The 13,961-nt window shown below is 31.6% G+C and carries 15 protein-coding genes and 1 tRNA gene; 15 read left to right on the plus strand and 1 reads right to left on the minus strand.

The window, feature by feature from the left end; all coding sequences use genetic code 11:
* Nucleotide 1 precedes the first annotated feature (1 nt).
* From glsA to B5D15_RS08070, 3 genes are all read left to right on the plus strand, one after another.
* Nucleotides 2–919: a glutaminase A gene (gene glsA, locus B5D15_RS08060; RefSeq protein ID WP_078696604.1), complete on the plus strand. Its 918-nt coding sequence runs from the start codon at nucleotides 2–4 to the stop codon at nucleotides 917–919.
* A 114-nt stretch (nucleotides 920–1,033) separates the two neighbouring features.
* Nucleotides 1,034–1,107: transfer RNA gene (locus B5D15_RS08065), tRNA-Gly, on the plus strand.
* 258 nt (nucleotides 1,108–1,365) lie between these two features.
* Entirely contained in the window at nucleotides 1,366–2,427 is a 1,062-nt protein-coding gene (locus B5D15_RS08070; RefSeq protein WP_078696605.1) for an HD-GYP domain-containing protein, read from the plus strand.
* A 37-nt stretch (nucleotides 2,428–2,464) separates the two neighbouring features.
* On the opposite strand, the gene B5D15_RS08075 is transcribed toward B5D15_RS08070, so the two are convergent.
* On the minus strand, nucleotides 2,465–2,875 hold the full coding sequence (locus tag B5D15_RS08075; RefSeq protein ID WP_078696606.1) for a DUF3842 family protein: 411 nt from the start codon (nucleotides 2,873–2,875) through the stop codon (nucleotides 2,465–2,467).
* 292 nt (nucleotides 2,876–3,167) lie between these two features.
* Between B5D15_RS08075 and B5D15_RS08080 the strand changes: the two genes are divergently transcribed.
* From B5D15_RS08080 to B5D15_RS08135, 12 genes are all read left to right on the plus strand, one after another.
* A complete protein-coding gene (locus tag B5D15_RS08080) occupies nucleotides 3,168–3,461 on the plus strand; it encodes a hypothetical protein (RefSeq protein ID WP_078696607.1) in 294 nt (97 codons plus the stop codon).
* Between the two features lie 62 nt (nucleotides 3,462–3,523).
* Nucleotides 3,524–3,826, plus strand: coding sequence for a Dabb family protein (locus B5D15_RS08085; RefSeq protein WP_078696608.1), 303 nt, complete (start codon nucleotides 3,524–3,526; stop codon nucleotides 3,824–3,826).
* Between the two features lie 432 nt (nucleotides 3,827–4,258).
* Entirely contained in the window at nucleotides 4,259–4,588 is a 330-nt protein-coding gene (locus B5D15_RS08090; protein ID WP_078696609.1) for a hypothetical protein, read from the plus strand.
* Between the two features lie 23 nt (nucleotides 4,589–4,611).
* Entirely contained in the window at nucleotides 4,612–5,658 is a 1,047-nt protein-coding gene (locus tag B5D15_RS08095) for a V-type ATPase subunit (protein WP_078696610.1), read from the plus strand.
* Between the two features lie 13 nt (nucleotides 5,659–5,671).
* The gene (locus B5D15_RS08100) at nucleotides 5,672–6,637 is read left to right on the plus strand and encodes a V-type ATP synthase subunit I domain-containing protein (RefSeq protein WP_078696611.1); all 966 of its coding nucleotides are present in this window, start codon (nucleotides 5,672–5,674) and stop codon (nucleotides 6,635–6,637) included.
* 23 nt (nucleotides 6,638–6,660) lie between these two features.
* Nucleotides 6,661–8,697: a V-type ATP synthase subunit I gene (locus tag B5D15_RS08105; protein ID WP_078696612.1), complete on the plus strand. Its 2,037-nt coding sequence runs from the start codon at nucleotides 6,661–6,663 to the stop codon at nucleotides 8,695–8,697.
* An 11-nt stretch (nucleotides 8,698–8,708) separates the two neighbouring features.
* On the plus strand, nucleotides 8,709–9,128 hold the full coding sequence (locus B5D15_RS08110; protein ID WP_078696613.1) for an ATP synthase subunit C: 420 nt from the start codon (nucleotides 8,709–8,711) through the stop codon (nucleotides 9,126–9,128).
* Between the two features lie 11 nt (nucleotides 9,129–9,139).
* Nucleotides 9,140–9,448, plus strand: coding sequence for a V-type ATP synthase subunit F (locus B5D15_RS08115; protein WP_078696614.1), 309 nt, complete (start codon nucleotides 9,140–9,142; stop codon nucleotides 9,446–9,448).
* Between the two features lie 9 nt (nucleotides 9,449–9,457).
* Nucleotides 9,458–10,060, plus strand: a complete 603-nt coding sequence (locus B5D15_RS08120) for a V-type ATP synthase subunit E (RefSeq protein WP_078696615.1) — start codon at nucleotides 9,458–9,460, stop codon at nucleotides 10,058–10,060.
* 11 nt (nucleotides 10,061–10,071) lie between these two features.
* Nucleotides 10,072–11,841, plus strand: coding sequence for a V-type ATP synthase subunit A (locus tag B5D15_RS08125; RefSeq protein ID WP_078696616.1), 1,770 nt, complete (start codon nucleotides 10,072–10,074; stop codon nucleotides 11,839–11,841).
* A 10-nt stretch (nucleotides 11,842–11,851) separates the two neighbouring features.
* The gene (locus B5D15_RS08130; RefSeq protein WP_143287247.1) at nucleotides 11,852–13,222 is read left to right on the plus strand and encodes a V-type ATP synthase subunit B; all 1,371 of its coding nucleotides are present in this window, start codon (nucleotides 11,852–11,854) and stop codon (nucleotides 13,220–13,222) included.
* Nucleotides 13,223–13,226: 4 nt separating this feature from the next.
* A complete protein-coding gene (locus tag B5D15_RS08135) occupies nucleotides 13,227–13,862 on the plus strand; it encodes a V-type ATP synthase subunit D (RefSeq protein ID WP_078696618.1) in 636 nt (211 codons plus the stop codon).
* Nucleotides 13,863–13,961: the final 99 nt, after the last annotated feature.

Below are 13,961 nucleotides of genomic sequence, written 5' to 3' on the forward strand. Positions count from 1 at the left end.
TATGAAGAAGCTTCTTGATGTTATAATTCAAAACAACAGGCACTATACTGAAGAGGGAAGCGTTGCAAGCTATATACCTGAACTTGAAAAAGCAGATAAAAACGCTTTAGGTATCTGCGTCGTAACTCTCGACGGAGAGGAATACTTTGCAGGGGATTATGAAACAAAATTTACTATACAGAGCATATCAAAGGTAATCTCGCTTATGCTTGCGCTTCTTGACAATGGAAGGGAATATGTTTTTTCTAAAGTTGGCATGGAACCAACAGCAGAGACCTTTAACTCAATAAGCAATCTTGAAACAAGGAACCCTCATAAACCTTTAAATCCAATGATTAATTCCGGTGCAATTGCAACGGTTTCAATGATTTCAGGACAGGATTCTAATGAGATGTTTGGAAGGATACTTAAATTTGCAAGAAAAATAACTGGGAATCCTTCTTTAAATCTAAATGAGGATGTATATCTGTCAGAAAAGGCAACAGGTCATAGAAACAGGTCTCTTGCTTATTTTATGAAAAGCACTAAAGTAATAGAGCAGGATGTAGAAGAGGTTTTAGATGTATATTTTAAGCAATGCTCTATAGAAGCAACCTGCAGGGATATTGCAAGAATAGGGGCAATGCTTGCAAACGATGGTATACTTCCATGGACGGGAGAGAGGGTTATACCAAGAAACGTTGCAAGGATTGTAAAGACAATAATGGTTACCTGCGGCATGTATGATGCTTCTGGAGAGTTTGCAGTAAACGTAGGAATACCTGCAAAAAGCGGGGTTGGAGGAGGCATATTAACAGCTGTTCCTAAAAGGATGGGTATAGGAGTTGTAGGTCCTTCCCTTGATAAAAAGGGAAATTCAATTGGGGGAGTAAAAGTATTAGAAGAGCTTTCAAGGGAGCTTGATCTTAGCATATTTTAAACAGCCTTTTTGATGTTTTATTCTGTAGTGGAATAAAACATCAAAATAATTATGTAAATAACAGATAGTGGCTATTGAATTTTTTTGAATTTGTATTATAATAATTTATGTAGTGCAGGTGTAACTCAATGGTAGAGTTCTGGCTTCCCAAGCCAGCTACGCGGGTTCGATTCCCGTCACCTGCTCCATTTTATTTTTTGAGCTTATTTTGCTTTTCATAATGTCCAATTTTTATAAATCATAAAATAAATTCTGAGAAGCCGCCAATGATGTATCCCTTACCATCAAGTCAAAAAACATATCATTTATAGAAAATACCTTAATTAATAAATATTTGTTAATTCCAATCGAATTTTGTTTATTTTTTGAATTGTACTTGAAATGTTAATAAAAAAATCATAAAATTATAGGTGAGATTGTTTAAATTTGGCTAAAGAGGTGCAAAGATGCGGCTTATAAGTTTGGAGAGAGCAAAGGCAGGGGATATCCTTGCACAGAGAATATTTGGAGTAGATGGATGCTTGCTGCTAAGAGAAGGTGTCGCTTTAAATAACAAATATATAAACAAGCTTATTGACTTAGGTATCGTATATGTCTATATTGAAGATGGGAATCTTGAAGATATAAAACCTTTAGATCCAGAGTTTCTTGAAGTGAAAACTGAGGCTATTAAATCCTTATCTAAGGTGTTTTCAAAGATTCAGCATACAGGTTCAGTTGACATAAAAAATACATTAAGCGCAATTACTGACATAGTTGAATATTTAATAGAGAACAAAGAAATCAATTCTACATACCTTCTTGAACTAAAAACCTTTGATAATTATACATATATTCATTCTTTAAATACATGTGTGCTTTCCCTTTTCTATGGAGTTCAAATGTCCTATTCAAAGCCTATGCTTATGGATTTGGGGGCAGGTGCGCTTTTGCATGATATTGGAAAGACAAAAATACCTGTTGAGATTATAAACAAAAACGGAAAACTTACTGATAACGAATATGATATAATGAAAACCCACCCAGAGCTTGGATATGAAATGGTAAAGAATATTGATTATATAAACGAGAGAGGAAAAACTATAGTACTTGAACACCATGAAAGGATAGACGGGAGGGGTTATCCCTTTGGACTCAAGGGAGATAAAATATCAAAATATGGGAGAATAGCCTGCATTAGTGATGTATATGATGCAATAGTAAGTGACAGGGTATATAGGAAGGGATTTGCAGCAAACGAAGCCTATGAATTTATACTTGCTAATGGCGGTACTTTTTTTGATATTGAGCTTGTTAATATATTTAGAAACAATTTTTCTCTCTATCCTTTAGGAGCATGCGTTAGGCTTTCTAATGGGATTGAGGGCTTTGTCGTTGGTCATAACAAGGGATTCCCTGATAGGCCTACAGTTAGAATTTTATATGATGAAAAGGGCAGGAAAATATCCCCCTACGAAATAAATCTTGTTGAAACAATAGATATTGGAATAGAAAGCTTGGTAATATAAATTAAAGGGCTTTTCGTTGTATTGTATGAAAAGCCCTTTATGATGACTTTATTTCATTTATAATTTCCTCAATAAAATCGTTTATCTGCATATCTTTAACTCCTGGTATGTAAAGGCCGTGTTTGTTAAAGGGAATAAGGTATTTTCGGCATTCTGCACTAAATACAGCTTCAGCAATAACAGGTGTTACTTCTCCAAGCATGCTGTTTGGGCATACGATTCCTATCGGTCCAATTATACAGTCAAGCTTTGCGTTTTTGCAGCAAAAGCATATTGCGTTTTCACCGCTTGCACCTTCGCTTGCACCTGATTTTACCATGTTTGCTGTTGCATAAGCGTTTGTACCTAAGGCGATTATTTCGATGCTGCCGTCTAAAGATTTTCTTATTCTTTCTATTATTGTCTTTCCAAGGCCTCCGCCTTGACCATCTATAACCGCAATTTTCATATAATCCTCCAAATCGTGTTTTATTAATTGTTTATAATTTAATTATAATTTCTTTATATTAGATTTTCAAACTTAAATAATAAAATAAAATCCGGATTATATTAATCCGGATATGGGGAATTAAATAACGTGAATATGTGCCAAAACATAGGCTAACATATTTTATATATTAAGTCAATAAATATAGCAAATATTAATAAATAATTTTTTAATTTAATTGTTAAATAATTTAAGAAATAAAAATTATTTATATAGAATATATTTTAAATAGAGCATTAATAGGAAGATTTATATGGATAAATTATTAATAATTGCACTTTTTACAGAGTCCATCTGGGAGACTATTAAACTAATAAAAAAGGAAAAGGGAATCAATACTGATAGAATAGGAGCTATAGTAGTAGGAATTTTAATATGCGTATTGGCAAAGGTAGATTTATTTAAGCTCTTTGGGGTTAATCTCAGTATAGAGTATTTAGGATATATTCTTACTGGATTTATTGTAAGCAGGGGTTCTAATTTTCTGCATGACCTTCTTGGAAGCGTGGATAGAATTTATCAAAATCAAAAAAACATATCTAAGTAAAATTTATATATATTGTAAGAATAATAAACAAAGGTTAAAATAATTTTGGAGGTGATATTACTATGATAAAACATATTGTTGCATGGAAACTTAAAGACGAAGCAGAAGGAAATAAGAAATGTGAAAATGCAAAAATAATTAAGGAAAGGCTCGAAGCATTAAGGAACATTATAACTGAAATTAAAAATATAGAAGTAGGGATTAACATCAATGATTCAAGTTCTGCCTATGATGTTGTTCTATATTCTGAATTTGAGACTCTAAATGATTTAGAGAAGTATCAAAAACATCCTGAACATGTTAAAATAGCTGAATTTATTGGAAAGATAAGAGAAGATAGAATAGTAGTTGATTATGAGGCTTAAAATAAAAAATAAGTCCTGTTATTTGTTTTTGACAGGGCTTATTTTTTTTCTGCTTTCAATTTTTTCAATAGATTCTTCAAGACATTGTTCTATGACTTCTTTAGATATAATAAATATCTGTTTCTTATACATAAATTCACCTCCTTACAAAAGTACTAACATTGATACTTATTATACCATTTTTAATATATTTAATATATTACAATTGTATAATAAAAACATTAAATAAATGTTAAAGTGAATTTAATTTTCTACATATATTACATTTTTTGCGCTTAATAAAGATTTTTGAATATTTACATATATTTTGTTCAAAAATCTGGATAATACAATGCTATAACCTTAAAAATGAGATTATTTTTAGATTGTTCAATTTGTATTAATCATTTTAGAGTAATAAAATATGAATTATGATTTTAGGAGGCGATGATTATGGATGTATCAATGGAAGAAGTAATAAAAAATATAATTCATATCGATAAAAATGCAGCTGAATTGAAGAGAAACTTCGATAAAGAAATTGAAGATAGGAAAAAAAAGGTTAAGGAAGAAATTGAAAGTTTAAAGTGTGAAATTGTAGACAAGGAACTTGAAAGGATTAAAAGGCAGCAGGAGAACGAAATAGAAGAAACATTAAAAAATACAAAGGTTATGAAGGAAGCAGCCTATAAAGACTGCGAAGAAATGAAAATAAAATTTCAGCTTCAAAAGGATAAGTTAATTCAAGATATTTTTAATCACATTTTTAATCAATCAGCTTAAAAGAGTTAAAGACAGGTGATTATATGAATAATGTTGTTAAGTTTTCAGCTGTAAATACAAAAATACAAAGCATGTCTGGAAAACTTCTTAAAGAAGAAGATTATAAAAAAATAATAGCTTTAAAATCAACGAGGGAAATAGCAGCTTATTTAAGAGACAATACATTTTATGGAGAATTTTTTAAAGATATTGATTTATCAGATATCCACAGGGATGAGCTTGAAAGGCATTTAAAACAAGGACTTATAAGCCATATGGATAAGCTTATACATTATTTTAACGGAAATTATAGGAGCTTTTTTAAATGCTTTTATATGAAATATGAGATATATGATTTGAAAAAGGCTGCAAGAATGATACACATTGATAAATCCTATTCAAATCTCAGGGAAAATTTAGTTTTTGCTGGTAAGTACAGGTATATAGATGTTGAAGCTATTATAAAGGCTAAAAGCATTGCAGAAATAATATATGCTCTAAAGGATACTGTATATGAGCCTTTTTTGAAAAACCTTATAGACGGAAATGAAAAGGAGAGCCTCTTTAGGTTTGAGATGGCTCTTGACAGGGCGTTTTTCAGCGTTATGGAGGAGAACGTTAAAAAACTTGATAAAAGAGATCAGAGTGCTTTTTTTGAACTTTATGGCAGCTACATCGATATGCTAAATCTTCAATGGATATATAGAGGTAAAAAATATTATAACCTTACTCCTGAAGAACTTTTTAACTATACTATAAACCGAGGCTTAAAATTTAATTATGTTAAAATAAAAGAATTCTGCTACTCCAATAATATACAAGATTTTATAAACAAAACAAAAGATACTCCTTATTCTTTTATGTTTAAAGAAAATGAAACACAGGAAATTTTTATGGAAAGAAGAATGAATAGATATATGTATTTTAAAACAAAATATGCAAAACAAAGATTTAAATTGGATTTATCTGTAGTTATAGCTTATATGGACTTAATAGAATTTGAAATAAAAGATATCATTTCAATGATAGAAAATGTAAGATACGGTATGAACTTTGAAGAAACAAAGAAATATTTAATTAAGGCTATATAACTGAGGTGATAATATGTTGCTTAAGAAAAAACAGGCAGTAAACATTGTTGGATATATGGATGATATCGATGGTGTGCTTAGAAATTTAATTAAAAATGAATATTTTGATTTAGCAGATGCTAATAAAGAATTAAAAGAAAGAATAAAGCTTCATTTAGATAATGTTAATGCGTCTGCAATAAACAGCCAAAGTAGCGGTTATGACCTCGATGATATTAAGCGAAAGCTTGATGCAATTATAAAGTTATTTGATTTAAAAAATAAAGAGTATAAAATGTCAGAAGATGAGGAGTATGAATTTAAAATTGAAGCTGAAAAAATAAATAAAATATATGATGAAGTTATTGAGAAACATAATGCTCTTCAAAAGATAAATAATGAGTATGAAGATTTAAAGAAACTTAATGATTATTTATTGAATTTAAAAGATACAGATAAAAAATTAAAAGAATTGATAAATATGAGATATATAAAACTAAAAGCTGGTAAACTAATAAAATATAACATGGATAAAATTAAAAAGAACTATGAAAATATTCCTGCAATTGTGTTTAAGATTTATGAAAATAAGAATGAAGCATTTATTTTGGTTTTAGTACCTGATGCTATGGAGATAGAAGTAAATAGAGCACTAAATTCGTTGAATTTTGAGGAATACAAGATTGATATATCATGCTGCAATGATGAATCGGATTATTTTAATGAGCTTAATAATAAAATGGAATCTTTAAAAACAAAAATAGAAAGTTTAGATAAAGAGCTGCTTAATATTAAAAAGAATTATACTAATGATATTATGAAATATAAAACACATCTTGATTTGGAATTGTATATTTCAAGATATAAATCAAATGTAGCGTGGATAAGCCAGTTCTTTTTTATAGCAGGGTATTTTCCTAAGAAGAAGAGAGAGATTATTGAAAAGCTGCTAAAACCATATAGCAGCAGGCTTATTATTGATTATTGTGATTTAAATTAAAGTTAAAAGCTTGGGGTGGTAAGATGGCTGTTGAAAAGATGGAAATGATTAATATAATAGGGCAGATGGATGAGGTTGATGATGTTGCTAAAAATATAATTTTATCTTCATCTGTTCATATGGTAAATGCTATAACTGAAATAAATCAAAATAACTTTCCAATACTAAAGGCTCAGGATAATGTAGATGCTCTCTTGGATTTTAATTATATTAAACAATATAACAGCCAAAAAAATCTGCAGGAAATTGAGCGTAAGGTGGAAGGCCTTTTAGATATTTTTGAGATTAAAAGAAGAGTAAAGTTTAAATATTTAAATGAGGAATACGATTTTAAGGAAGATATAAGAGAGATAAATGAGCTTTATGAAGTTGTAAGGGAAAAACATGAAAAAGTAAGCAGTTTATATGATGAAAGCAAAAATATAGAAAAACTTGAGCAGTATTTAAGATATTTAAGGCATATAAACGTTAATCTTGATGAAGTATTGGATATGAAGTATATAAAAATGAAGCTTGGAATAATTCCAAAGTATAATGTTGATAAACTGAAAAAGAATTATGAAAACATTTCAGCTATAGTTTTTAAAGTATTCAGTGACATAGATATGGCAGTTGTTATGGCTTTTGTGCCAAAGCCTGTTGAGATTGAAGTGGACAGGGTATTGATGTCATTAAATTTTGATGAAATAAATATAAATGTTAAGTTTAAAGGTACTCCATCAAACTGGATAGATATGTTAAGCCAAAGAAAAGAAGAAATAAAAAGAGAAATTCATTCCATACGAAGTGAGCTTTCAGAAATCAAAACTAAAAGCTTTAAAAAAATAGAGATGTATTATTCAAGATTGATTATGGAGTTTAAAATTGAAGAACTTAAAAACTATATTGCATGTACTAATGAATTCTTCTATTTAACAGGATGGGTTCCGTTTTTCAAAAAGAGAAATTTAATGAAAAGATTAGAGAAGAATCATAAAAACCTTATTGTAATATTTAAAGAAACTAAGGATTTAAGGGAAGGATTAAATCCTCCAACCTGCCTTAGAAATGGTTATCTTTTAACTCCTTTCCAATCTATTGTAAAGATGTATGGTATACCATCTTACAATGAACTTGATCCCACAGCCTTTGTTGGAATCAGCTATATGCTCCTGTTTGGGGCTATGTTTGGAGATGTAGGACAGGGCCTTGTTCTATTTTTAATAGGAGAGATTTTAAACCGGTTTAAAAGAAGGCCTAACCTTGGAGGAGTGCTTGCAAGGCTTGGTATAAGTTCTACGATTTTTGGATTTTTGTATGGAAGCGTATTTGGATATGAAGATATTATAAATGCATTGGTAGTAAGACCTATGGAAGATATAAATTTAATGCTTATTGCAGCAATTGTTCTTGGAATAGTGCTTCTATCAATTGGGTATCTTTATAACTTTATAAATTCCTATAAAAGAAGAGATGTTGAAAATGGAATATTCAGCAGAAATGGAGTTGTAGGATTATCCTTCTACTGGCTTATTTTGTATTATATTGCAGCAAAGGTTTTAGATAAAGAAACATTCCTTCCATCGGGAGTAATTACTATTATATTAATAATCCTTTTAATTGTAATGGTGCTAAAAGAGCCTCTGTCTAACTTGGTAAAGGGAGTGAGACCTTTATATAGTGAATCAGTTTCAGATTATTATATAGAGGGAGGCTTTGGAATACTTGAAACCCTTTTAAGCCTTTTAAGCAACACGTTATCTTTTATAAGGGTTGGTGCTTTTGCCATAAACCATGTAGGGCTTTTCATAGCCTTTGCAACTCTTGCAAAGATGATGGCAAATAATGTTGAAAGCGCTGCAACTATGGTGCTTGGAAATATAATCATAATTGGACTTGAAGGACTTATAGTGTTTATTCAAGGCTTAAGGCTTGAATACTATGAGCTTTTCAGCAAATATTTTTCAGGTACAGGTTATGAATATAATCCCTGCTGTATAACATCTTATTTGGATGATATTAAAAAAGGTATTTTAAGTAAAATAACAAAGAAACAAAGTACATTAGTTAGTATAGAATAGGAGGATGTAAAATGTATACATTTTTATTAATTGCAACATTAATAGTAATAGCAACTATAACAAAGGGAGTTATCGATTTTTATAATGGAAAAGAATCAAATAGAAAGAATGTTAAGAGAGCTCTAAGAATTAATCTTTGTTCGCTTTTACCAGTTTTAACCGGTATCATTGTAACTTCTATACCAAAGGTTGCCTATGCCGAAGGTGCTGTAAGTTCATCATCAGGACTTGGCTTTATAGCAGCAGCTCTTTCAACAGGGCTTGCAGCAGTTGGTGCTGGTATTGCCGTTGCAGCTGTTGGTTCCTCAGCTTTAGGTGCGGTATCTGAAGATCCTAAGATACTCGGTAAAACTCTAATATTTGTTGGCCTTGCAGAAGGTATAGCTATATATGGACTTATAATATCAATAATGATTCTTGGAAGATTATAGGATGTGATTTTATGAATATATATCTTATAAGCGACAACAGGGATACGCTTGTTGGAATGAGACTTGCAGGGATTAAAGGATTAATTACAAGTGATAAAAAAGAGGCTGAAAAGCTTCTCGACAGCCTTATAAAGGATAAAGATATTATGATTATAATAATTACAGAAAAATTGGCTGAGGCTATGAGAGATAAAATAAATAACATAAAACAAAAAATGAAACTTCCTTTGATTGTAGAAATACCAGATAGACATGGAAGTATTAAGGATGAAGATTATATAACAGGTTATGTAAGAGATTCTATAGGTATAAAGATTTGAGGTGATACTATGATAACTATTGAAGAGAAGTTGAACCTTTTTACCAAGCTCATATACGATAAGATTGAAAAGGAAAATGAAAGCCTTCTAAAAAAGTTTAATTTAGAATATGGCAATCTTTTAGATGAGAAGAAAAAGGAATTTCAAAAACAGGCTGAACAGCTGAGGAAAGAAAATGAAAAAGATATCGAGAAACAAAAACTTCAAATAATATCAAAGGCAAAAATAGAAGAGAAAAAGATAATACTTGAAAAAAGAAAAGAAATATTCGATGAAGTTTTAGATTCTCTTATAGTTTACTGCAAAAATTTCACAAATAATGATGAATATAAAGATATGCTCTTAAATGATTTGAATAAAGTTTTAAAAGAAATGGATTCAATAAATAATTTTGAAATTACAATTACTTATAAGGACTATAAAAGATATAAAGATGTTATATTAAATATGTTTAATGATAAGAATATTGAATTTAATGAAGATGATGACTTATTAGGCGGTTTCATAATAACTGATAAAGAAAAAAATATAAGAATAGATATGTCTATGAAAAACAGGATTTTAAATTCTAAGGAAATAATCGGTGAGAAGCTCTTTGAGGCATTACAGTAGGTGGTGATTATATGGATAAAATACAGGGTATTATAACATACATCAATGGGCCTGTTATTAAGGCTAAAAATATGGAAATGTTTAAAATGAGAGAAATGGTTACTGTAGGTGAAAAAAGGCTTATTGGTGAAATTATATCAATAGACGGGGATATTGGAACAGTTCAGGTCTATGAAGAAACCACCGGACTAAAAATAGGAGAGAAAATAGATTCCACAGGTAAGCCTCTATCTGTAAAATTAGGGCCTGGAATTATAGGAAATATTTTTGATGGAATACAAAGGCCTCTAAATTTTATATATGAAAAGTCCGGAGGATTTATAAGCGAAGGTATTGGTCTTGCATCTATAGATTTAACTAAAAAATGGGATGTTACAGTTTTAGTTAAGGAAGGAGATACTGTAAAGGAGGGAAGTGTTTTTGCAACTGTTAAGGAAACACCCCTTATAACTCATAAGTTGATGATTCCCCCGGGAATAAACGGGAAGATAGTTTATGCTGAAAAAAATGGTACCTATGATTTGGAAGAGGTTCTTTTAAAGATTGACGATGGCAAAACAGTGCATGATATAAAGATGTATCAGGAATGGCCGGTTAGAACTCCAAGACCTGTTAAAGAAAGAATGCCTATTGAAAAACCTCTTATAACAGGACAAAGAGTAATTGATACCTTTTTCCCAGTTGCAAAGGGAGGAACGGCTGCAATCCCAGGAGGATTTGGAACAGGAAAGACTATGACTCAGCATCAGCTTGCAAAGTGGAGCGATGCGGATATTATTGTCTATATAGGATGTGGAGAGAGAGGAAATGAGATGACAGAGGTTTTGGAGGATTTTCCAAAACTTATTGACCCTAATTCTAATCTTCCTCTTATGAATAGAACTATTCTTATTGCGAATACATCTAATATGCCTGTTGCAGCGAGAGAAGCATCTATTTATACAGGTATAACTATTGCAGAATATTTCAGAGATATGGGATATAACGTAGCTATAATGGCAGATTCCACATCAAGATGGGCGGAGGCTCTGCGTGAAATATCAGGACGTCTTGAAGAGATGCCTGCTGAGGAAGGTTATCCTGCATATCTTCCATCAAGACTTGCTGAATTTTATGAAAGGGCAGGATATGTTACAACTTTAGGAGATGATGAAGCATCGGTTACGATAATTGGTGCTGTATCACCGGCAGGAGGAGACTTTTCTGAGCCTGTAACTCAAAATACTAAAAGATTTGTAGGTGCATTTTTAGGTCTTGATAAAAAACTTGCTTATGCAAGACATTATCCAGCTATAAATTGGCTTTCAAGTTACAGCGGCTATTTAGCATCCCTTAATTCATGGTACAGGAATAATGTATCTGAGGATATGATGAATCTAAGGGGAGAGATGCTAAGGGTTCTTCAGGAGGAAAGCAAGCTCCTTGAAATAGTAAAGCTTGTTGGAGAGGATGTCCTTCCAGATGAGCAGAGGCTTATACTTGAAATTGCAAAACTTATAAAAATAGGCTATCTGCAGCAGAATGCCTATCATAAGGATGATACCTATGTGCCTCTTAATAAACAGTATAGAATGCTTAAAGTTATAAAACTCTTTTATGAGCATGCAAACGAGGTTATCAAAAAGGGAATACCGATTTCAAAGATAAAATCAAGTCAGCTGTATAATGATATATTAAAAATGAAGTATTCTATTCCAAATGATTATAAAGACGAATTTGATAATTTTGAAAATCAGATAATAACCTATTTTGATAGCCTTATTGAAGCATACGAGGGGTGATTTTATGAACATTATAAAGGAATACATGCAGCTTGATAAGATAGAAGGTCCTCTTATAGTTTTATCCGGCGTCGATAATGCTGCCTATGATGAAATAGTTGAGATAAAAACAAATAGTGGAACAAAGCATGGTAAGGTTGTTCAGCTCCATAACGATAAGGCGATAGTTCAAGTATTTGAAACAACCTCTGGAATGTCAGTTAAGGATGTATCAGTAAGATTTACAGGCAGTCCCCTTGAAATAAATTTATCAAAGGATATTTTAGGCAGAGTATTCAATGGAATTGGAGAACCTATTGACGATGGTGGGGAAATTTTCGGCGGAGTTAAGATGGATGTAAATGGACGTCCTATAAACCCTGTTGCAAGAAGATATCCAAGAAATTTCATACAGACAGGGATTTCTGCAATCGATGGTCTTACAACTTTGATTAGAGGACAGAAACTTCCTATATTTTCAGGAAACGGACTTCCTCATAATCAAATTGCAGCACAGATTGTAAGGCAGGCTAAAATATCGGAGGAAGAAGGACAGGACTTTGCAGTGGTTTTTGCTGCTATGGGTGTAAAGCATGATGATGCGCATTATTTTTTAAAAGCCTTTGAAGAGTCTGGAGTTTTGGAAAGAGTTGTTATGTTCTTAAATCTTGCTGATGACCCTGTTGTTGAAAGGATTATAACTCCGAGATGTGCACTGACAGCAGCGGAATATCTTGCTTTTAATCATAATATGCACATACTTGTTATTATGACAGATATTACAAGCTATTGTGAAGCGCTGAGAGAAATATCCTCAGCAAGGGAAGAAGTTCCAGGAAGAAAGGGATATCCTGGATATCTATATTCAGACCTTGCAAGCCTTTATGAGCGCGCTGGGATGATGGAAGACTCTTCAGGTTCAATAACACAAATACCTATATTGACAATGCCAAATGATGACATAACCCATCCAATACCGGATTTAACAGGATACATTACTGAAGGTCAGATAGTTTTAAGCAGGGAAATATTCCAAAGAAATATTTATCCTCCAATTAACATTCTGCCGTCACTTTCAAGACTTATGAAGGATGGAATAGGGGAAGGCTACACAAGGGATGACCATCCTGCAGTCTCAAGCCAAGTATTTTCTTCATATTCGAGAGTTCAGGAAGTTATTGCCCTATCTCAGGTTATAGGTGAGGATGAGCTTTCTGATATAGATAAAAAATATCTCGAATTTGGAAAAGCTTTTGAAGAAAAATTCTTAAAGCAGGATTTTGATGAAAACAGAAATATAAATGAAACCCTTGAGCTTGCGTGGGAAATACTATCCATACTTCCAAAGTCGGAGCTTGATAGAATAGATTCAAAGACTATAGATGCTCACTACAGGGGGTGATTGAATGGATATTAATGTCGCCCCAACCAAGTCAAACCTTATGAGTGCAAAGGCGACTCTCGAGTTTTCTAAAAAAGGTTATGAACTTTTAGATCAAAAGAGGAATGTGCTTATAAGGGAAATGATGAGTTTGATTGACAGAGCAAAAGAAATTCAGGAAAAGGTAAGTGTTACCTTTAAAGAAGCCTATGAGGCTTTAATGATGGCAAATCTTACAATGGGCATTGCTTCAGTTGAAGATATAGCAGATTCAACTATGGAGGACAGCAGGTTTGAGATTCTTTTCAAAAGCGTAATGGGTGTTGAAATTCCAAAGATTAAGTATGAGGAAAATGATATACAGCCAGTATATAGCTTTTATCAAACCAATGTATCTATAGATGTGGCTTTTAAAAAATTTCAAGAGATTAAATATCTTGTAATGGAGCTTGCTGAGGTTGAAAACTCTGTATATAAGCTTGCTGTAGAAATTAAAAAGACTCAAAAAAGAGCAAATGCCCTTGAAAATATACAGATACCCAAATATACAGAAATGGTAAAATATATACAGGATGCTCTCGAAGAGAAGGATAGAGAGGACTTCTTCAGACTTAAAGTAGTTAAAAAGAAAAGAATTAAGAAAAAGGCAAAGGCGCTGTAAGGAGCTTTTGCCTTTTTAACTTATATTTTGTACAAAACTTTTAAATTTAAATATTAAAATTTTTGTATTTAACATTTGTTAAATATGCTTCAATTAAAT

It is taken from the genome of Caloramator quimbayensis (genome assembly GCF_900167605.1).
GTDB lineage: Bacteria > Bacillota > Clostridia > Clostridiales > Caloramatoraceae > Caloramator_B > Caloramator_B quimbayensis.

What these genes read in the sequence shown, in the direction of transcription:
- B5D15_RS08080 (WP_078696607.1), top strand. Translation starts at nt 3,168, where the DNA reads ATGGATAAATTATTAATAATTGCACTTTTTACAGAGTCCATCTGGGAG.
- B5D15_RS08105 (WP_078696612.1), top strand. Translation starts at nt 6,661, where the DNA reads ATGGCTGTTGAAAAGATGGAAATGATTAATATAATAGGGCAGATGGAT.
- B5D15_RS08125 (WP_078696616.1), top strand. Translation starts at nt 10,072, where the DNA reads ATGGATAAAATACAGGGTATTATAACATACATCAATGGGCCTGTTATT.
- B5D15_RS08095 (WP_078696610.1), top strand. Translation starts at nt 4,612, where the DNA reads ATGAATAATGTTGTTAAGTTTTCAGCTGTAAATACAAAAATACAAAGC.
- B5D15_RS08110 (WP_078696613.1), top strand. Translation starts at nt 8,709, where the DNA reads ATGTATACATTTTTATTAATTGCAACATTAATAGTAATAGCAACTATA.
- B5D15_RS08120 (WP_078696615.1), top strand. Translation starts at nt 9,458, where the DNA reads ATGATAACTATTGAAGAGAAGTTGAACCTTTTTACCAAGCTCATATAC.
- B5D15_RS08100 (WP_078696611.1), top strand. Translation starts at nt 5,672, where the DNA reads ATGTTGCTTAAGAAAAAACAGGCAGTAAACATTGTTGGATATATGGAT.
- B5D15_RS08135 (WP_078696618.1), top strand. Translation starts at nt 13,227, where the DNA reads ATGGATATTAATGTCGCCCCAACCAAGTCAAACCTTATGAGTGCAAAG.
- B5D15_RS08085 (WP_078696608.1), top strand. Translation starts at nt 3,524, where the DNA reads ATGATAAAACATATTGTTGCATGGAAACTTAAAGACGAAGCAGAAGGA.
- B5D15_RS08075 (WP_078696606.1), bottom strand. Translation starts at nt 2,875, where the DNA reads ATGAAAATTGCGGTTATAGATGGTCAAGGCGGAGGCCTTGGAAAGACA.
- B5D15_RS08090 (WP_078696609.1), top strand. Translation starts at nt 4,259, where the DNA reads ATGGATGTATCAATGGAAGAAGTAATAAAAAATATAATTCATATCGAT.
- B5D15_RS08070 (WP_078696605.1), top strand. Translation starts at nt 1,366, where the DNA reads ATGCGGCTTATAAGTTTGGAGAGAGCAAAGGCAGGGGATATCCTTGCA.
- glsA (WP_078696604.1), top strand. Translation starts at nt 2, where the DNA reads ATGAAGAAGCTTCTTGATGTTATAATTCAAAACAACAGGCACTATACT.
- B5D15_RS08115 (WP_078696614.1), top strand. Translation starts at nt 9,140, where the DNA reads ATGAATATATATCTTATAAGCGACAACAGGGATACGCTTGTTGGAATG.